Below are 17,342 nucleotides of genomic sequence, written 5' to 3'. Positions count from 1 at the left end.
CTACGCCCGGACCACGCTCCCGCTCGCCTGTTCCTCGATCCGGGCCAGTTGCTCCGGAGCCGTAAGATTTTCACCCAGCAGATTGGGCTTGCCCGCACCGTGGTAGTCGCTGGAACCGGTCACGATCAATTCGTGCCGGGCCGCGAGGCTCAACAGGAACTCACGCCCCTCTTGCGGGTTGTCACGGTGCCAGACCTCGACGCCGCCGAGGCCGGCATCGATCATCTCCTCGAAGGTGTGCTCCCCGACGACACGGCCACGGGCCCGCGCCACGGGATGCGCGAAAACCGAAACCCCTCCGGCAGCGCGCACGAGTTCGACGGCGAGCGCAGGGTCCGCCGCGTAGTGCTGGACGTAGTAGCGCGAATGTGAGGTCAGAATGGTGGCGAAGGCCTCCGTACGATCTGCCACAATGCCCGCCGCGACCAACGCATCGGCGATGTGGGGGCGCCCGATCGTCGCCCCCGGAGCCAGGTGCTGCGTGACGTCGTCCCAGTTCAACGGATAGTCCTCGGAAAGCAAGGCGACCATGCGTTCGGCTCGACTCAGGCGAGCGTCCCGGGCCTTGGTGATCTCCTCCAGCAGGCCTGGGTGGGTCGGATCATGCAGATAGGACAGCAGATGCACGCTGATGCCTTCGCGGGTCCGGCAGCTGATCTCCATGCCCGGAACCAGTGCGACGCCGTGCTGCTGTGCGGCCGCGGAGGCCTCCGCCCAGCCGTCGGTGGTGTCGTGATCGGTCAGCGCGACGACGTCGAGCCCCGCCCGCGCCGCCGAGGCGACGAGCTCAGCGGGAGGCTCCGTGCCGTCCGAGATGTTGGAATGCGCATGTAGATCGATCCTCACGCCCCCAAGCGTAGTCCTGAGGGCGCCGTCATTCCTCTCTGTGCGCCGCGCTCGACCCGCCGAACTCGCGGCTTCGATGCGAAACCGCAAGATGAACGAGCGATCTCGCACCGAAGCCGCGAGTTCGGCAATCCTGGCCGGGGCGAATCAGTGAGACGATGAGATGGTGAATGCCGCAGAACACACCACTGATGCCACCACCCAGCCGATCGAGGAACGCGTGAACAACCGTTCGCAGCGACCGTCGTCGGACGCCTTCAAAGCCTTCATGGCCGGCAACTGGGCCCCCGCCTCGCAGGAGCTCCCGGCTCAGGACGCCGTCGCCGAGCACGCCGCCCGACGCCGCCGTGCCATCTCGGATCAGTTCAAGGGCGAACGCCTCGTGATCCCCGCAGGCCCCCTGAAGGTCCGCTCCAACGACACCGACTACCGCTTCCGCCCGCACTCCGCCTTCGCCCACCTCACGGGCCTGGGCGTGGACCATGAGCCCGACGCCGTGCTCATTCTGGAACCCACCGATGAGGGACAGGGCGACGACGGCGGCAACCACCACGCGACGCTCTACTTCCGTCCGCTCGCCGGCCGCGACACCGAACAGTTCTACTCCGATGCCCGTTCGGGTGAGTTCTGGATCGGTCCCCGCCCCACGCTTGCCGAACTGAAGGCCAGCCTGGACCTCGACACCACCCACCTGGACGAACTCGAGGTGGCCATCACCAAGAACGTCGGTGCCTCGGAGATCGGCGGAATCTCCATCCGTCTGGTCCGCAAGGTCGATGAGAACATCGATGCCCTGGTGGACACCGCTCGCTACAACACCGCTCAGGACCCCGAGAATCTCGACCTCTCCGCTCTCGACGCTCTGGATGAGAAGCTCACCGAAGCCCTCTCGGAACTCCGCCTGGTCAAGGACGAGTGGGAGCTCGAGCAGATGAAGGCCGCCGTCGCCGCCACCATCGAAGGCTTCCATGAGGTCGCCAAGGCGCTGCCACGCGCCGTCGCCCACCACCGCGGTGAGCGCGTCGTCGAAGGAGCGTTCTTCGCCAAAGCCCGCGAAGAAGGCAACGACCTGGGCTACGACACCATCGCCGCGTCCGGCAACAACGCGACCATCCTGCACTGGATCCACAACAACGGTCAGGTGAAGGACGGCGATCTGCTGCTTCTCGACGCAGGAGTCGAGGCCGAGAGTCTCTACACGGCGGACGTGACCCGAACCCTCCCGGTGAACGGTGCCTTCTCCGAAGTCCAGCGCCGTGTCTACGAAGCGGTGCTCGACGCCGCGGACGCCGCCTTCGCGGCGGCCAAGCCCGGGCTGAAGTTCCGCGAACTCCACCAGATCGCCACGCGTGTCCTGGCCGAGCGCCTCTCTGAGTGGGGTCTGCTGCCCGTCTCCGTCGAGGAAGCCGTGTCGGAGAGCGGCCAGCAGCACCGTCGCTGGATGCCGCACGGCACCAGCCACCACCTCGGCCTTGACGTCCACGATTGCGCCCAGGCCAAGCGCGAGCTCTACCTCGACGCTGAACTGGTGGAAGGCATGGTCTTCACCATCGAGCCCGGCCTCTACTTCAAGGCTGAGGACCTCTCGGTGCCGGAGGAGTACCGTGGCATCGGCGTGCGCATCGAGGACGACATCCTGGTCACCGCCGACGGCGCGGTGAACCTCAGTGCCGCACTGCCGCGCACTGCGGACGACGTCGAAGCCTGGCTGTCCGCTCAGCAGAGCTGACGAACAGCTCCGGAGTACGGAAGGGCCCCGTCACCGCAAGGTGACGGGGCCCTTCCGTACTCCGGAGCAGCGCGGCTCAGTGTTCCTGACCGCCCTGTTCCTTCCGCTCTCCGTCGGCAGGAGCCTGCCCGGCCTGCGGCTGCGATTCCGCGTCCGGCCTTTCGGTTTCCGGGGTTGCTGCTTGCTGCGCACCGGCCTGCGGCTCTGGCACTTGCTGGATAGGCGCCTGCTGGGCCGGCGATTGCTGACTGGGAGCCTGCGGCTCATGCCCGGGGTGCGGCAGCCGGACACCGTACTGCGGCCGGCCGTCCGGCAGATCGTGATAGTCCGGGGATTGGGTGGTTGGGGTCTGGGGCTCTTGCTGCTGCCCTTGCTGAGGCTGTTGCCCCGGCTGACCGTACGGGTTGCCCCAGCCATCAGGACGCTGCGGAGGTTGCTGACCTTCACCACCCTGCTGGGGGTGACGGAAGCCCTGACCCTGCCCAGCCCCGCGGACCGGCTCATTGCCCCGCATGGGGAGCTGCTGAAGCAGGCGGCTGGCCTCCGAGGCGACTTCGGGCGCCACGATGACGTCGTAGCTGCTGGCCAGAACCTGGCTCGTGGAGGTGAAGTCACGCTTCCCGCGCTGCATGGCGTAACTGACGATGCCGAAGAGCGCGAAGAACGCCGCCCCCATGAGGACCGAGGTCAGCACCGAGAAGGCGCCACCCGGCGAGAACAGGGAGAGCAGCAGACCGATGAAAAGACCGAACCAGATACCACTCAGCAGGCCGGACACGGCCACCCGCGGATAGCTCAGGCGCCCGGTCACGCGCTCGACGAGCTTGAGGTCGTTGCCCACGATCGAGACGTACTGGACAGGGAACTGCTGGTCCGCCAGGTAGTCCACGGCCTTCTGGGCATCGAGGTAGGAGGTGTAGGAGCCCACCGTCACGCCTTGAGGCACGGAACGGAGCTCCTCGGGGATCCTGGGTGCACCAAACATGTTCGACATACTCACATTCTTGCCTATTCTTTCGCCCTTCCGACAGAATTCAGCCATTCGAGGACTAAGTCGATAGCCTTAGCGGGTGAGCAACCCTACTTCCCGTGTCTTCGTTGCCCGCCTCCTCGGCCTCGATGTCTTCGACCCCCTCGGCGATCGTCTGGGGCGTGTTCGCGACGTCGTGGTGCTGGCGCGCGCCAACGGCGCACCCCCGCATGCCGTAGGCCTGGTGGTGGAGGTTCCCGGGAAGAAACGCGTCTTCGTCCCCATGACGCGGGTGACCAGCATGGACCAGGTCCAGGTGATCAGCACCGGTCTGGTCAACCTCCGGCGTTTCGAACAGCGCGGCATGGAGACCCTGGTCGTCGCCGAGATGTTCGACAGCCGCGTGACCCTCACGGACGGCTCCGGCTCCGCCACGATCGAGGACATCGCGATCGACCAGCACCGCTCCGGCGACTGGTTCGTCTCGAAGCTCTTCGTCCGGCGTGGGCACTCCTTCTCCCCTCTGGCGCGCTTGCGGCGCAACGAGACCATGATCATCAACTGGACGGACGCCGTCCAGGCCAACGCGGCGGAACCCCAGGCGGCCACGGCCTTCGTCGCCAGCCACGAAGACCTCAAGGCCGCAGACTTCGCCGAGGCGCTGCAGGAGATGAGCGACAAACGACGCTTCGAGGTCGCGAGCGAGCTGCAGGACGAGCGGCTCGCTGACGTGCTCCAGGAGCTCCCGGAAGAGGACCAGGTGGGGATCCTCTCCTCGCTGGACCGCGAACGTGCGGCCGACGTCCTGGAGGAGATGGATCCCGACGACGCCGCCGACCTTCTCTCCGAGCTGCCGGAGGCACAACAGGAGGAGCTCCTCCAGCTCATGGAACCGGAGGAAGCGGAAGACGTCCGGCGGCTCCTGGAGTACGACGAGGACACGGCCGGCGGTCTCATGACCCCCGTGCCCGTCATCCTTCCGCCGGAAGCCACTGTGGCCGAAGCGCTCGCTCACGTCCGTCGTGAGGAACTGACTCCCGCCCTGGCGTCCTCGATCTTCATCGCCCGGCCGCCCCTGGAAACCCCCACGGGCCGATTCCTGGGGGTGGTGCACATCCAGCAACTGCTGCGTTATCCCCCGCCCGAGCCCTTGGGGAATCTGGTGGACAAGAACCTGGAACCGGTACAGGACCAGGCCCACATCAGCGAGGTGGCCCGCATCATGGCGGTCTACAACCTCAACGCCCTGCCCGTGGTGAACGAGTCCGGCCGCCTGGTCGGCGCCGTCACCGTCGACGACGTCCTGGACCACCTGCTGCCGGAGGACTGGCGCGCCCATGCCGAAGACGTCCCATACAAGAAGCTGAGGGGCCGCAATGGCTGATAAGAGGGAACGCCGCCCACTCGCCGAGAAGAACAGCCTGGACACGCCACGCGCCGCCAGGAGCAGGTTCTTCCCGCGCTTCTCCCCCAACCCCGACGCGTTCGGAAAGGCCACGGAGGGCTTCGCCCGGTTCATGGGCACCCCGCAGTTCCTGGTCTACATGACCATCTTCTGTGTCTTCTGGCTGGCCTGGAACAGCTGGGCTCCCGCCGATTGGCAGTTCGACCAGCAGGCATTGGGCTTCACCCTGCTGACCCTCATGCTCTCCCTGCAGGCCTCCTACGCCGCCCCCCTGCTGCTGCTCGCTCAGAACCGCCAGGACGACCGGGACCGCGTCGCCCTGGAACAGGACCGCCAGCGCGCCGAGCGGAACCTCGCCGATACGGAGTACCTCACCCGAGAACTGGCCGCCCTGCGCGTCGCCCTCCGTGAAGTCGCCACCCGTGACTACGTCCGGGCTGAGATGCGCTCATTGCTCGAGGACATCATCGAGGCGCAGCACGAGTTCAGCTCTTCCGAGGACGACTCCCCCGAGGGTGACCGGACTGCCGACAAGGTCAAAGAGAAGATCCGGGACAAGCGCGACCGGCAACGTGGGCCGCGCACTCAGCAGATCCCCAAGGTGCGCAAACCCAAGCCCGAATCGGCCGGGGACGGCCCCGGATCACGTTCATGAGCCTGCCGACGCGCGAGGCGCTTCTCCGCGCCCTGGACACTGTGATCGACCCGGAACTCCGCAAGCCCATCACCGAGCTGGGCATGGTGGACTCGGTCGAGGTGGACCGGGACGGGATCGTGGACCTGCGGGTCCTTCTGACCATCCAGGGATGCCCTCTGAGGGACACCATCACCTCGGATGCCGGGAACGCGCTCGGGGCCGTGGCAGGCGTTCGTGAGGTGCGCGTGGAGCTCGCCGTCATGACCCCCGAGCAGCGTCAGAAGCTGAAGGAGCAGTTGCGCGGCCCGGGCGGCGAGCGAGGAATCCCATTCAGCCGGCCCGGCAACCTCACCAAGGTCTTCGCCGTGACCAGTGGCAAGGGCGGGGTCGGAAAGTCCTCCGTGACGGTCAACCTGGCCTGCGCCCTGGCCGCGCGTGGTCTCCGCGTGGGAATCGTCGACGCGGATGTGCATGGTTTCTCCGTACCTGGTCTCATGGGCATCACCCAGTCCCCTACCCGCGTCGACGAAATGATCCTGCCCCCGGTGGCGCACGGTGTGAAAGTCATCTCGATCGGGATGTTCGTGCAGGGCAATACCCCGGTGGCCTGGCGTGGCCCCATGCTGCATCGTGCCCTGGAGCAGTTCCTCTCAGAGGTCTACTTCGGCGATCTGGACTACCTCTTCCTGGACCTTCCCCCGGGCACCGGGGATATCGCCATCTCGGTCTCGCAGTTGCTCCCCGACGCCCAGGTGCTCGTGGTCACCACTCCTCAGGCAGCAGCCGCCGACGTCGCCGAACGGTCTGGCACGGTATCGACGCAGACCGGGCAGCGCGTGGCCGGGGTGGTTGAGAACATGTCCTACTTCGATGCTCCCGGAGGCGAGCGTCTCGAGGTGTTCGGCAGCGGCGGTGGCGAAACGCTCTCCCGCCGGCTGAGCGAGACCTTGGGATACGCGGTGCCCCTGCTCGGACGTCTGCCCCTGGAGATCGCGCTGCGCGAAGGCGGCGACGGCGGGCTGCCCGTCGTCGTCGGCGCACCTTCCTCCCCGGTGGCCCAGGAACTGGAACGGATCGCCGGAGCCCTCGCCGCCCAGCCGCGCGGCCTCAGCGGCCTGTCGCTGGGGGTCAGCCCAAGACACTGACAGACGACGGCGGCTCGCGTGATGCACGCGGGCCGCCGTCGTCTGAGATGTCGTTGTCCGGGCCGGTCAGGTCGCCTCGGTGTCGAACGGTGCCGTCTCGCCCTCTGCGAGGCGGATCACCTCGCGCTGCGGGACGGTCACCGCCGCGGGGACGGCCGCCTGCGGCTGAGCACCGGGCTCGGGCTCGAGAAGGGCCTCTTTGATGATGCGGCGCGGGTCGTACTGACGGGGGTCGTACTTCCTCCAGTCGACCTCATCGATGTCGATGCCGACTTCTTCCTTGATCTGGTCCCGCGCGCCGGAGGCCATTCTCCGCACGCCGCGGACCAGGTTCATCAGACCCTGGGTGTATTCGGGCAGACGCTTAGGGCCGATCACCAGAACACCGATGACCAGCAGGATCAGGAATTCTGGCCCATTAATACCGAATATCACGTTGGAAAGACTACCCTCTCCCCTGCCTCCTGGACGATCCCGGAGGCAGGGCCGATCTTCAGTGACACGGAACGGATCCGGTCAGTGGATTCCCGCCACGCGAGGGAGCTTGAGCTGGGGCCGTCCCGAGGCAGGACGACGCGGATCGCGGTCGGCCAGCGCGGTCCTCAGAAGCGCGCGACCACGGTGGATGCGGGAGCGCACGGTGCCGAGCTTGATGCCCAGCGCAGTGGCTACTTCGTCATAGGAGAAGCCTTCGATGTCACAGAGGATCACGGCCGTGCGGAATTCGATGGGCAGCTTCTCCAGGGCCTCCTGGATGTCCGCGTCGAGATTGTTGAACTCGAAGCTGCGTTCCGGTCCGATCTCATTGCCGGGGATCCGCTGGTCCGCGTCCTCGGGCAGGCCGTCGAAGCGGATGCGGGCCTTGCGACGCACCTGATCCAGGAAGAGATTGGTCGTGATGCGATGCAGCCAGCCGTCGAGTGTTCCCGGCTTGAAGCGGTCCAGGGACTTGAAGGCGCGGACGAAGACCTCCTGGGTCAGATCCTCCGCGTCATGCCGGTTCCCCGTCAGACGGTACGCCAGACGATAGACCTTGGCGGAGTGGTTGGTCACCACTTCCTCCCAGCTGGGCCGCTTCCATTCGCCCTGCGGCTCCTGAACGGCTGCGCCGCTGTCTTCTGCCACTGCGTTGTCAGGGGCCTTCGTCATGTCCAACATGTTCTGTTCCCTTCCCGTGCATCCCCCATGGCGGTCCGTGCCCTGGTGTGCCGTGGCTCGCGCTGAACGCGACTTCAATCCGCAGCACTTTGACGGCTATCATGTCAAGGTTCCCTGTGAAATTTCTGGGGAGCCAGTTCCCGTACCCCCATTCCGCAGAGGGCGAAATTCTGATGAGCACCGATAAGTCCGCCAGCTGGTCCTTCAGCGAAGGCCTGCCGGAGGAGGACCAGGTCCTGCTCCGGGCGCGCGAGCGGGCCTTCGAACTCGGTGTCACCGCGGTTTCGCCGGGCACCGGCACCGCCCTGTCCGTCCTGGCGGCCACCGCCAAGGCCCGTACGGCCGTGGAGATCGGCACCGGCGCCGGCGTCTCCGGCGTCTACCTCCTGCGGGGGCTGTCTCCGCATGCCGTACTGACCTCCATCGACCACGATGTCGAACACCTGCGGGCAGCCCGCGTCGCCTTCGCGGAAGCCGGTGTTCCCGCCAACCGCACCAGGACGATCTCCGGGAAGGCCCAGGACGTGCTCCCCCGGCTGACCGACGGCGCCTACGATCTGGTGTTCATCGATGCGGACAAGGGCAACGCCCCGTTCTACGTCCAGCAGGCACTGCGGCTTCTCAAGCCTGGCGGCATCGCCCTGCTCAACGACGCACTGGACCGGGACCGCGTCGCCAACCCCGCGAACCGCGATCAGGTCACCGTGACGCTCCGCCAGCTGATCAAGGGGCTGCGCGACGACGAGAAGGTCCTCACCACGGTCTTCACCGTCGGCGACGGGCTCCTCGCCGCCGTCAAGCGCTGAGAGCTTCCTTAAAACCACGAGGGCGGCGGCCTCACGGCCACCGCCCCGGATCACGATCCGTCATCTCAGCTCTCGGTCACACCTGCAAGGCAGTTGCGCAGTTCAGTGGCCTCAGCGGTGTTGAGTTCCACCACCAGGCGGCCGCCGCCTTCCAGCGGAACCCGCATGATGAGACTGCGTCCTTCTTTGGTCACTTCCATGGGTCCATCCCCGGTCCGGGGCTTCATGGCGGCCATAGGAGATTCTCCTTGCGTTCGTCGGGTGCGTCACCAACCATTATCCCCCGAGTCGTAGGTCACAGGCTAATCGTTGGAGCAACCCGCGTGGCTGACGTCATCCCCGGTCACGGTGGGTAGTCGCCTCCGCCGGGCAGCTGAGCCCACGCCCAGAGCCAGACGACCCATACGATCTGGAGCAGGGAGAACATCAGCACCACGGTCCAGCGATAGGCCTTGGAGCGGGACACGAAGGCCACTGCCAAGCCAAGCGGGAACAATGGCAACAGCAGCCTGAAGGTGCTGGTCTGCGGCTGAAGGAACGCCAGCAGGTAGATCAGATAGCACGCACACCACAAGCGCAGTTCCACGCCGATCCTGCGCACTGCGGGCGCTTTGAGCAGAGCCCAGGCCGAGCAGACGAGGAACGCCAGCAGCGCCACCGGACCGAGAACCGGCCCGAGCGTACCCACGGCCATGTCCCACCATGGCTTGAACGGCACCAGACCGCCGCCCCTCCAGACCGTCTCCGTCTTGGTGTAGGCCGCGATATCGCCGGTCCTCGCCCACGCCAGCGCCGGCCAGGCGAGGGCGGCGGTGCACGCCACCAGGGTCAGGGCGCCGTGCGCCAGCAGGGAGCGGGTCTCAGCCCGGTCGGGCCGGCGTCGTTCCCTGAACAGCGCCCAGAGCCGGTGTGCCCAGAGCAGGCCCACCAAGGCGCCGAAGGGGACGCCCATGGGCCGGGACAGGGCTGCCAGTACCACGAATGGCATCGCCGAGACATAACGCCGTTGCACGAGCGCCAGGAGCGCAGCGGCGAGGAAGAGCAGATTGAGTGACTCCGCATACGGGACCTGAAGAATCGCGGAGACCGGGAAGCAGGCCACGAACACGGTGCCCCAGAAGGCCGTGCGATGTGAACTGAACTGAAGAAAGAGGCGGAAGACCACCAGGGCCGCCAGCAGGCCCGCCACCATGGCGATGGCCGTCATCGACGCGAGCACGGGAATCCCGACGACGCCGGAAAGCGCCTTGCCCAGCAACGGGAGTACGGGGTAGAAGGCCCAGGCGTTCTCCTGGACATTGCCGAGAGAGTCCAGAGGCAACTGAGCCGGGTACCCGTTCTCCGCTGCGATCTGATACCACCGGCCGTCCCAGATGGTCACGAAGTCCCAGTACCCGGGGGCGGGCTGCATCCAGGGGTTGATCCCCTGTTTGAAGGCAGCACCGGAGAACACCAGGAAGCTGAAAGCCCGCGCGGCCACGTAGGCCGCCGCGATCTGCAGCCACCAAGGCCAGGCCCCCGGCCTGCTCCAGAGGGCGTGAGGGAGCCTCTCAGGGCGCACGGGGAGCTGTTGCTGTTCCTGCTCCTCCAACGCGCTCACGCGGGGCTGCCGGCGTCGTCGTCCTGGACAGCCGCTGTCGCCGCGAGCCGTGCGAGGTCGGCCTGTGCCTGGCCGAGTTCGCTCTGCAAGAGGGTCAGCTGGTCACGCAGCCGGTCCAGCACTTCATCCACCTGATCCATCCGGTACCCGCGCAAGCCAAGGGAGAAGCGGAGGCGGTCCACATCCGCCGGGGTCGGCCTCTCGGGCAGCAGGACCGCGGGAAGACGCGCGGACGGCTCCTCGAAGCCGTCCTCCAGCTCCTGGGCACCGGGGACACCCCGACCCACGCCAAAGCGGCGCAACAGCGGGGTGGCCATGACGACGGCGATGCCCAGCACCACGACGGCGAGGAAGACCAGGAGGAAACTCATGCCACCATGGTGCCAGAATCCCTCTGCCCGGCCCTCCCCGACGCCTCGGTCACCCGGCCTGCGAGCGAGGCGGGGCCGTCATTCGGGGCGCTGGTCCGGATCCGCCAGGCGGACGCCATGCAGTACGCGCCGGACGGCATCGTCGGGGTCGTCCACGAGCTGAACGAGATTCAGGTCCTGCGGAGACACCATGCCCTCACTGACCAGGGTGCTCTTGATCCAGTCCAGCATCGGCTGCCAGAAGTCGACCCCGACCAGGATGATCGGGAATGAGGTCACCTTGTGGGTCTGGACCAGAACCATCGCCTCGAAGAGTTCGTCCAGGGTGCCCAGTCCACCGGGCAGGACCACGAAGCCCTGTGCATACTTCACGAACATCGTCTTGCGGGCGAAGAAATAGCGGAAGTTGATCCCGAGATCCACCCACTCGTTCATGCCCTGCTCGAACGGCAGCTCGATGCCGAGGCCCACGGAGACGCCTCCGCCCTCGACCGCACCTTTGTTGGCCGCCTCCATGGAACCCGGACCACCACCGGTGATGACGGCGACACCGTTCTCCGCCAGCTTCCTGCCGATCGCCACCCCGAGTTCATAGAACGGCGTCCCCGGTCTGGTCCTGGCCGACCCGAAGACGCTGATGGCCGGGCCCAGATCCGCAAGGGCTCCGAAACCCTCCACGAATTCGCTCTGGATCCTCATGACGCGCCACGGGTCGGAGTGCACGAACGCTCCCGGCGTGCCGCTGTCCAGGAGTCGCTGGTCGGCCATCTGCATGCCTGTTTGCCCACGTCGGAGCTCGACGGGCCCGCGGCGCCGGGGTTCGTTGTTCCGGGGTGAGGTGAAGTGCGTGCTCATGCCCCACAGCGTAGCCCGCGGGTCCACGAATTGACCGGAACCGTACGAATGGCGGGGCCGGAACCCCTCTGCGGCGGGGTTTGCCCAGCTCAGGAAGCATCACAATCGGGATGAGATTGCCCGGGACGGTTCACGTATGGCAAATCTTGTGACTAAGGTCATAGGCATGACCGCACATGAGGAACGGGAGGCTCTCGTCTCCCTCAAGGGCGTTAACAAGCACTATGGATCGCTTCACGTGCTCCAAGACATCAACCTGGAGGTGAAGCGCGGCGAGGTAGTGGTGATCATCGGGCCTTCGGGTTCGGGCAAGTCCACGCTCTGTCGCACCATCAACCGTCTGGAGACCATCGACGACGGCCGGATCACCATCGACGGCAAGGAACTGCCGGCCGAGGGCAAGCAGCTCGCCCAGTTGCGTGCCGACGTCGGCATGGTGTTCCAGTCGTTCAATCTGTTCGCACACAAGTCCATCCTCGAGAACGTGACTCTCGGCCCCATCAAGGTCAAGAAGCAGGGCAAGTCCGCGGCTGAGAAGGACGCCATGGCCCTTCTGGACCGCGTCGGCGTCGGCAAGCAGGCCCCTAAGCTGCCGTCCCAGCTCTCCGGCGGGCAGCAGCAGCGGGTCGCCATCGCCCGGGCCCTGGCGATGAAGCCCAAGGTGATGCTCTTCGATGAGCCCACCAGTGCCCTGGACCCCGAAATGATCAACGAGGTTCTGGACGTGATGGTCCAGCTGGCCAAGGACGGCATGACCATGATCGTCGTGACCCACGAGATGGGCTTCGCCCGGAAGGCCGCCGATCGCGTGGTGTTCATGGCAGACGGCCAGATCGTGGAGGACTCCGAACCGGAGGAGTTCTTCACCAATCCCAAGAGCTCCCGCGCCAAGGACTTCCTCTCGAAACTTCTGACTCACTGAGACCGGGGAACCGGCTCGCACCATACCGCCGGCCTTCGCGCCGTCCACGGAAAGGGAAACATCATGAAGACACTGTTCACTCGCCGCAGAGCCGCCTTCGGCGCAGCCGCGGCCGCCTTGGCGCTCACGCTCTCCGCGTGCGGTGGCACCGGCGGCGACGCGGGCTCCACCAATGGGAGCGGATCCGGAGGAGACGCTCCCTACACGGTGGCATCGAACGTCTCACTCACCGGCAGCCCCACCTTCGACAAGATCAAGGCAGCCGGCAAGATCCGCATCGGCGTGAAGCAGGACCAGCCCGGACTCGGCTTCAAGGACGCAGCCACCGGCGAGTACAGCGGTTTCGATGTGGAGATCGCCAAGTGGATCGCCGCCTCGCTGGGCTTCGACAAGAGCAAGATCGAATTCAAGCCGATCCCCTCGGCCAACCGTGAATCCGCGATCCAGAACGGTGACATCGACTACTACGTCGGCACCTACTCCATCACGGACAAGCGCAAGAAGCAGGTGGACTTCGCCGGTCCGTACTTCATCACGGGTCAGGGCCTGTTGGTGAAGAAGGACAACACCTCCATCAACAGCGAGAAGGATCTGGGCGGCAAGAAGGTCTGCTCGGCCACGGGCTCCACCCCGATCCAGAACATCCGCGAGAACTTCAAGACCGCCACCCCGATCGAGTTCGACACCTACTCGCAGTGCGTCGACTCGCTGAAGAGTGGCACCGTGGACGCGGTCACCACGGACCAGGCCATCCTGCTCGGCTACGCCGCTCAGGATCCGGACAACCTCAAGGTCGTCGGCCAGCCGTTCACCACGGAGAAGTACGGTGTCGGTCTGACCAAGGGCGACGCCGCCCTCCGTCACTTCATCAACAAGATGTTCACGGATGGCAAGAGCACCTGGGAGAAGATCTACGACTCCACGCTCGGCGCCTCCGGCCAGAAGGTGACCCAGCCTGCCGTAGACGACTACCAGTAATCCAGCATCGGTGGTGCGGGAGGCCTTCCTCCCGCACCACCGCCCTGCCACTGCGAGCGAAAGCGGCCTGAAACGTGAGTACCCTGCTCGACAATCTCGACCTCTTCACCGAGGGCTTCAAGAACACGATCATCCTGTTCTTCTTCTCAGCGATCTTCTCCCTCATCATCGGCACGATCGTGGGCGCCATGCGCGTCTCACCGATCCCCGCGGCGCGTGCCGTCGGAACGGGCTACGTCAACCTGGTCCGCAACACCCCGCTGACCCTCATCCTGTTCTTCTTCGCCCTCGGATACCCGAAGCTCGGCCTGCCTCAGATCTCCTTCATGGTGGCCGCCATCGTGGGCCTGAGCATCTACACTGCCACCTACGTGGCGGAGACCATCCGATCGGGCATCAATACGGTGCCGGTCGGCCAGGCCGAGGCGGCCCGCGCCATCGGACTCGGGTTCGGCCAGACACTGAGTTTGGTCGTCCTCCCGCAGGCCTTCCGCGCGGTGATCCCTCCGCTCTTCAGCGTGCTGATCGCGCTGCTGAAGAACACCACGGTGGCAGCGGGCTTCTCGGTGATGGAAGCCGGTTCCATCCGTGCCAATCTCTCCGAGCGCGGCGAGCCGGCCATGGTGGGCCTGCTGTGGATCGCGCTGGGCTTCATCATCCTGGTGGCCCTGTTGTCCCTGCTCCAACGGCACTTCGAGAAGAAGTGGAAGGTGGCACGATGACCTCCGTCCTGTTCGACGCGCCCGGCCCCAAGGCGAAAGCCCGCAACCTGGTGGGCGGCATCGTCACCCTTCTCGTGGTGCTCGGCGTCATCGCCTTCATCATCATCCGGCTGGCGGACACCGGCCAGTTCACGGCAGCGAAGTGGAAAATCTTCACCTTCCCGCTGGTGCAGCAGACCATCGTCCAGGCGGTGGGGGCGACGCTCTCGGCTTTCGCCCTCGCAGCGGTGCTCAGCATCGTGCTCGGCATGCTGCTGGCCATCGGCAAACTCTCCGATCACCGCTGGGTATCGGTGCCGTGCTACTGGATCGTGGAGCTGTTCCGTGCTGTCCCGTTGCTGATCCTCATGATGATGATCTACTACGGCCTGCCGAGCATCGGGATCGCTTTGCCGCCGTACGCGGCGGTCGTCGGCGGTCTGACCCTCTACAACGGCTCCGTCCTCGCGGAGGCCTTCCGAGCCGGCATCGAGTCGCTGCCGAAGGGCCAGAAGGAGGCTGGCATGGCGATCGGCCTGCGCAAGAGCCAGGTCATGAACCTCATCCTCTTCCCGCAGGCCTTCCGCGCGATGCTCCCACTGGTACTGGCACAGCTGGTGGTGATCCTGAAGGACACCGCACTCGGCTTCATCGTGACCTACAACGAGATCCTGTTCCAGGCGAAGTACTTCGGTTCCCAGGCCCAGTACGGCTCGCCGATCATCCAGGCCGCCATGGTGGCGGCCGTGATCTACATCGGCATGTGCCTCATCCTGTCCGGCATTGCCAAGCTCGTGGAGATCCGCCTGAAGAAGGGCGGCAAGACCCCCATGGAGCAGACACCGGATGTCGTGGCTGGCCAAGCCGGTCTCGCGGGCCTGGGCGGCGCAAGCGGTGCCTGACCACCCGCCCAACGACAGGAGGCCGTGACCCCATCGGGGTCACGGCCTCCTTCGCGTCATGCTCAGATCTGCGGAGACAGCCACCGAGTCAGCGCAGCGAGGCAGGCCCGGACGGCCTCGGCGTCGACATGCTCATCGTCCTTGTGCGCCAGCAGAGCGTCTCCCGGGCCGAAGTTCACGGCCGGAACACCGAGTTCCGAGAAGCGAGCGACGTCCGTCCAGCCGTACTTGGGCTTCGGCTCGCCACCCACGGCAGTGACGAAACTCGCCGCAGCCGGGTGGTTCAGTCCCGGGCGCGCACCCGACGCCGCATCGGTGCGGACGACGTCGAACCCCTCCATCAGCTGTTTGACGTGCAATTCGGCGTCCTCCGGCGTCTTGTCCGGGGCGAAGCGGTAATTGATCTCCACGACGCATCGATCCGGGATGACGTTCCCGGCGGTCCCTCCGTGGATGAGCACGGCGTTGAGGCTCTCGCGGTAGTCCAGCCCGTCCACGGCGATCGTTCGGGGCTGGTAGGCCGCCAGACGCGTCAGGACCGGTGCCACGGCGTGGATGGCGTTCTCGCCCATCCAGGCCCGGGCGGAGTGCGCCGCCACCCCCCGGGTGGTCACCTCGAAACGGCTCGTGCCGTTGCAGCCGCCTTCCACCACCCCGTTGGTCGGTTCCAGGAGGATCGCGAAATCGCCTTCGAGCAGCTGAGGGTGGTTACGGACCAGTCGGCCCAGACCGCTCTTGGAGGCTTCGACCTCCTCGTGATCGTAGAAGACGAAAGTCACGTCCCGGCCGGGAGTCAGGTCTCCACGTCCGATCGCCGCGGCAAGAGCCAATTGCACGGCGACACCGCTCTTCATGTCGACGGCGCCCCGTCCGAACAGGGTGCTCGCGCCGGGCTCACCGGTCCAGCTGCTCGGAACGGTGCCGAGCGAGCCGGCCGTGGTCGGCAGGGGCACGGTGTCGAGATGACCCGCAAGGATCACACGCTCGGGATGTCCCTCCGTCGTACGGGCGACGATCGAGTCCCCGTCGCGTGTGATCTCGAACGCGTCGAGAGCCCGCAGGGCATCCTCCACCGCGTCGGCGATGTCCTTCTCAGCTCCGGAGACGCTGTTGATATCGAGCAGGGCCGCGGTGAGTAGGGAGACATCCTGATGCAGGTCGAGAACGGTCATTTCCTCACTTTACTGCCGCTGAACACCGTTACTTTTGAGGCGTCATGGCGCGCCGATAAACTGCAGGCATGACTTCAGCCGCCCCTGAGAACGCCGCAGACCTGAACGCACACGCTTCGCGCCGGACCGCCCATGGCTTCGGCATCGCGACCATCGCCGTGCGCGGCGATGAGGCCACCGTCCTGGACGTGTGGTTCCCCGCCCCCGCCCTCGGAGAAGCCGCGGAGTCCCTCCGCTCCGTGGAGAACGCGCCGAAGGAACTCGTCGAGGCCGCAGCCGCGGGCACGGACGAGGATCGCGGCACCCAGCAGCAGGTGGTGTTCGTGCAGATCGATCTGGACGCCCCTGTCGCCGACACGGCGGACGCATACCTCCGTCTCCACCTGCTCTCCCACCGTCTCGTGGCACCGAACACTGTCAGCCTCGACGGCCTGTTCGGCAAGCTCGCCAACGTGGTGTGGACCAATTTCGGCCCGGCACTCCCCGAGGGCTTCGAGTCGGTCCGGGCCAAGCTCCGCAAACGCGGCAACGTGACGGTGTACGGAGTGGACAAGTTCCCCCGCATGGTCGACTACGTCGTCCCGACCGGCGTCCGGATCGCCGATGCCGACCGCGTCCGCCTGGGCGCGCACCTGGCCGACGGCACCACCGTCATGCATGAAGGCTTCGTCAACTTCAACGCCGGCACTCTCGGAACGTCGATGGTCGAGGGCCGAATCTCCGCAGGAGTCGTGGCCGGGGACGGCACCGACGTCGGTGGCGGCGCCTCGATCATGGGAACGCTCTCGGGTGGCGGCAAGGAGCGCGTAGCCCTGGGCGAGCGGGTCCTGCTGGGCGCCAATTCCGGCGTCGGCATCAGCATCGGCGACGATTCAGTGGTGGAGGCAGGTCTCTACGTCACCGCGGGCACCCGCGTCCGCGTCCATGGTCCCAAGGACGCGGACGGCGAGGAGGTCCAGCAGATCGTCAAGGCAGTGGACCTCTCCGGCGTGCCGAATCTCCTCTTCCGCCGCAATTCCAGCACCGGTGAAGTGGAGGCGCTCCCCCGCAAGGGCCAGACCGTGGAACTGAACGCAGCCCTGCACGCCAACTGAGCCGCCTAAGATGAGAGGGTGGGACCGTCAGGTCCCACCCTCTGCCGTCCA

At 66.2% G+C, this 17,342-nt stretch carries 19 protein-coding genes; 10 read left to right on the top strand and 9 right to left on the bottom strand.

Annotated elements, in window-relative coordinates; genetic code table 11:
• Complete coding sequence (locus tag ACIPXZ_RS01780) at positions 1 to 846, bottom strand: PHP domain-containing protein (protein ID WP_400590411.1); 846 nt, start codon at positions 844 to 846, stop codon at positions 1 to 3.
• A gap of 163 nt (positions 847 to 1,009) precedes the next feature.
• On the opposite strand from ACIPXZ_RS01780, the gene ACIPXZ_RS01775 reads away from it, so the two are divergent.
• Positions 1,010 to 2,575: an aminopeptidase P family protein gene (locus ACIPXZ_RS01775; protein WP_400590410.1), complete on the top strand. Its 1,566-nt coding sequence runs from the start codon at positions 1,010 to 1,012 to the stop codon at positions 2,573 to 2,575.
• A gap of 76 nt (positions 2,576 to 2,651) precedes the next feature.
• On the opposite strand, the gene ACIPXZ_RS01770 is transcribed toward ACIPXZ_RS01775, so the two are convergent.
• Positions 2,652 to 3,569, bottom strand: coding sequence for a general stress protein (locus ACIPXZ_RS01770; RefSeq protein ID WP_400590409.1), 918 nt, complete (start codon positions 3,567 to 3,569; stop codon positions 2,652 to 2,654).
• Positions 3,570 to 3,645: 76 nt separating this feature from the next.
• Between ACIPXZ_RS01770 and ACIPXZ_RS01765 the strand changes: the two genes are divergently transcribed.
• From ACIPXZ_RS01765 to ACIPXZ_RS01755, 3 genes are read left to right on the top strand one after another with little or no spacing between them, the layout of a single operon-like run.
• The gene (locus ACIPXZ_RS01765) at positions 3,646 to 4,929 is read left to right on the top strand and encodes a magnesium transporter MgtE N-terminal domain-containing protein (RefSeq protein WP_400590408.1); all 1,284 of its coding nucleotides are present in this window, start codon (positions 3,646 to 3,648) and stop codon (positions 4,927 to 4,929) included.
• Positions 4,922 to 5,605 (top strand): DUF1003 domain-containing protein, encoded by a 684-nt coding sequence (locus tag ACIPXZ_RS01760; protein ID WP_400590407.1) that lies wholly within the window; start codon positions 4,922 to 4,924, stop codon positions 5,603 to 5,605. Before ACIPXZ_RS01765 ends, ACIPXZ_RS01760 begins: the two co-directional genes overlap by 8 nt.
• Positions 5,602 to 6,732, top strand: coding sequence for an Mrp/NBP35 family ATP-binding protein (locus ACIPXZ_RS01755; RefSeq protein ID WP_400590406.1), 1,131 nt, complete (start codon positions 5,602 to 5,604; stop codon positions 6,730 to 6,732). The genes ACIPXZ_RS01760 and ACIPXZ_RS01755 overlap by 4 nt, the downstream gene beginning before the upstream one ends.
• A gap of 66 nt (positions 6,733 to 6,798) precedes the next feature.
• Here the strand turns inward: ACIPXZ_RS01755 and ACIPXZ_RS01750 are convergent, their stop codons facing one another.
• Positions 6,799 to 7,164: a twin-arginine translocase TatA/TatE family subunit gene (locus tag ACIPXZ_RS01750; protein ID WP_400590602.1), complete on the bottom strand. Its 366-nt coding sequence runs from the start codon at positions 7,162 to 7,164 to the stop codon at positions 6,799 to 6,801.
• 84 nt (positions 7,165 to 7,248) lie between these two features.
• Positions 7,249 to 7,890 carry an RNA polymerase sigma factor SigE gene (gene sigE / locus ACIPXZ_RS01745; RefSeq protein ID WP_400590405.1) on the bottom strand — a complete coding sequence of 214 codons (642 nt, stop codon included), beginning with the start codon at positions 7,888 to 7,890 and terminating at the stop codon, positions 7,249 to 7,251.
• A gap of 173 nt (positions 7,891 to 8,063) precedes the next feature.
• Here sigE and ACIPXZ_RS01740 point away from each other — a divergent pair, with 173 nt between their 5' ends.
• Positions 8,064 to 8,696 (top strand): O-methyltransferase, encoded by a 633-nt coding sequence (locus ACIPXZ_RS01740; RefSeq protein ID WP_400590404.1) that lies wholly within the window; start codon positions 8,064 to 8,066, stop codon positions 8,694 to 8,696.
• Between the two features lie 65 nt (positions 8,697 to 8,761).
• Here ACIPXZ_RS01740 and ACIPXZ_RS01735 read toward each other — a convergent pair whose 3' ends face one another.
• The 4 genes from ACIPXZ_RS01735 to ACIPXZ_RS01720 form a co-directional block, all read right to left on the bottom strand.
• Entirely contained in the window at positions 8,762 to 8,932 is a 171-nt protein-coding gene (locus tag ACIPXZ_RS01735) for a DUF3117 domain-containing protein (RefSeq protein WP_400590403.1), read from the bottom strand.
• 107 nt (positions 8,933 to 9,039) lie between these two features.
• Entirely contained in the window at positions 9,040 to 10,296 is a 1,257-nt protein-coding gene (locus ACIPXZ_RS01730; RefSeq protein ID WP_400590402.1) for a hypothetical protein, read from the bottom strand.
• Positions 10,293 to 10,667 (bottom strand): DivIVA domain-containing protein, encoded by a 375-nt coding sequence (locus ACIPXZ_RS01725; RefSeq protein WP_400590401.1) that lies wholly within the window; start codon positions 10,665 to 10,667, stop codon positions 10,293 to 10,295. The genes ACIPXZ_RS01730 and ACIPXZ_RS01725 overlap by 4 nt, the downstream gene beginning before the upstream one ends.
• Before the next feature lie 78 nt (positions 10,668 to 10,745).
• Positions 10,746 to 11,522, bottom strand: coding sequence for a TIGR00730 family Rossman fold protein (locus ACIPXZ_RS01720; protein WP_400590400.1), 777 nt, complete (start codon positions 11,520 to 11,522; stop codon positions 10,746 to 10,748).
• A 166-nt stretch (positions 11,523 to 11,688) separates the two neighbouring features.
• Between ACIPXZ_RS01720 and ACIPXZ_RS01715 the strand changes: the two genes are divergently transcribed.
• The 4 genes from ACIPXZ_RS01715 to ACIPXZ_RS01700 all read left to right on the top strand — a co-directional run bounded on the left by ACIPXZ_RS01715 (position 11,689) and on the right by ACIPXZ_RS01700 (position 15,025).
• Entirely contained in the window at positions 11,689 to 12,444 is a 756-nt protein-coding gene (locus ACIPXZ_RS01715; RefSeq protein WP_400590399.1) for an amino acid ABC transporter ATP-binding protein, read from the top strand.
• Positions 12,445 to 12,507: 63 nt separating this feature from the next.
• Positions 12,508 to 13,422: a glutamate ABC transporter substrate-binding protein gene (locus tag ACIPXZ_RS01710; RefSeq protein ID WP_400590398.1), complete on the top strand. Its 915-nt coding sequence runs from the start codon at positions 12,508 to 12,510 to the stop codon at positions 13,420 to 13,422.
• 74 nt (positions 13,423 to 13,496) lie between these two features.
• The gene (locus tag ACIPXZ_RS01705) at positions 13,497 to 14,144 is read left to right on the top strand and encodes an amino acid ABC transporter permease (RefSeq protein ID WP_400590397.1); all 648 of its coding nucleotides are present in this window, start codon (positions 13,497 to 13,499) and stop codon (positions 14,142 to 14,144) included.
• The gene (locus ACIPXZ_RS01700; RefSeq protein ID WP_400590396.1) at positions 14,141 to 15,025 is read left to right on the top strand and encodes an amino acid ABC transporter permease; all 885 of its coding nucleotides are present in this window, start codon (positions 14,141 to 14,143) and stop codon (positions 15,023 to 15,025) included. The genes ACIPXZ_RS01705 and ACIPXZ_RS01700 overlap by 4 nt, the downstream gene beginning before the upstream one ends.
• Positions 15,026 to 15,087: 62 nt before the next feature.
• On the opposite strand, the gene dapE is transcribed toward ACIPXZ_RS01700, so the two are convergent.
• Positions 15,088 to 16,197, bottom strand: coding sequence for a succinyl-diaminopimelate desuccinylase (gene dapE / locus ACIPXZ_RS01695; protein WP_400590395.1), 1,110 nt, complete (start codon positions 16,195 to 16,197; stop codon positions 15,088 to 15,090).
• Between the two features lie 68 nt (positions 16,198 to 16,265).
• Here dapE and dapD point away from each other — a divergent pair, with 68 nt between their 5' ends.
• Entirely contained in the window at positions 16,266 to 17,291 is a 1,026-nt protein-coding gene (gene dapD, locus ACIPXZ_RS01690) for a 2,3,4,5-tetrahydropyridine-2,6-dicarboxylate N-succinyltransferase (protein ID WP_400590394.1), read from the top strand.
• Positions 17,292 to 17,342 lie beyond the last annotated feature (51 nt).

Origin of the sequence: Arthrobacter sp. NPDC090010 (assembly GCF_044748305.1) — a bacterium.
GTDB lineage: Bacteria > Actinomycetota > Actinomycetes > Actinomycetales > Micrococcaceae > Arthrobacter_E.
Note: the sequence above shows the minus strand (reverse complement) of the source record. Positions and strands in the feature narration are given on the sequence as shown.

Coding starts and splice junctions, on each gene's coding strand:
- ACIPXZ_RS01755 (WP_400590406.1), top strand. CDS start 5,602: ATGAGCCTGCCGACGCGCGAGGCGCTTCTCCGCGCCCTGGACACTGTG.
- ACIPXZ_RS01700 (WP_400590396.1), top strand. CDS start 14,141: ATGACCTCCGTCCTGTTCGACGCGCCCGGCCCCAAGGCGAAAGCCCGC.
- ACIPXZ_RS01715 (WP_400590399.1), top strand. CDS start 11,689: ATGACCGCACATGAGGAACGGGAGGCTCTCGTCTCCCTCAAGGGCGTT.
- dapE (WP_400590395.1), bottom strand. CDS start 16,197: ATGACCGTTCTCGACCTGCATCAGGATGTCTCCCTACTCACCGCGGCC.
- sigE (WP_400590405.1), bottom strand. CDS start 7,890: ATGTTGGACATGACGAAGGCCCCTGACAACGCAGTGGCAGAAGACAGC.
- ACIPXZ_RS01770 (WP_400590409.1), bottom strand. CDS start 3,569: ATGTCGAACATGTTTGGTGCACCCAGGATCCCCGAGGAGCTCCGTTCC.
- dapD (WP_400590394.1), top strand. CDS start 16,266: ATGACTTCAGCCGCCCCTGAGAACGCCGCAGACCTGAACGCACACGCT.
- ACIPXZ_RS01720 (WP_400590400.1), bottom strand. CDS start 11,522: ATGAGCACGCACTTCACCTCACCCCGGAACAACGAACCCCGGCGCCGC.
- ACIPXZ_RS01710 (WP_400590398.1), top strand. CDS start 12,508: ATGAAGACACTGTTCACTCGCCGCAGAGCCGCCTTCGGCGCAGCCGCG.
- ACIPXZ_RS01735 (WP_400590403.1), bottom strand. CDS start 8,932: ATGGCCGCCATGAAGCCCCGGACCGGGGATGGACCCATGGAAGTGACC.
- ACIPXZ_RS01740 (WP_400590404.1), top strand. CDS start 8,064: ATGAGCACCGATAAGTCCGCCAGCTGGTCCTTCAGCGAAGGCCTGCCG.
- ACIPXZ_RS01775 (WP_400590410.1), top strand. CDS start 1,010: ATGGTGAATGCCGCAGAACACACCACTGATGCCACCACCCAGCCGATC.
- ACIPXZ_RS01760 (WP_400590407.1), top strand. CDS start 4,922: ATGGCTGATAAGAGGGAACGCCGCCCACTCGCCGAGAAGAACAGCCTG.
- ACIPXZ_RS01725 (WP_400590401.1), bottom strand. CDS start 10,667: ATGAGTTTCCTCCTGGTCTTCCTCGCCGTCGTGGTGCTGGGCATCGCC.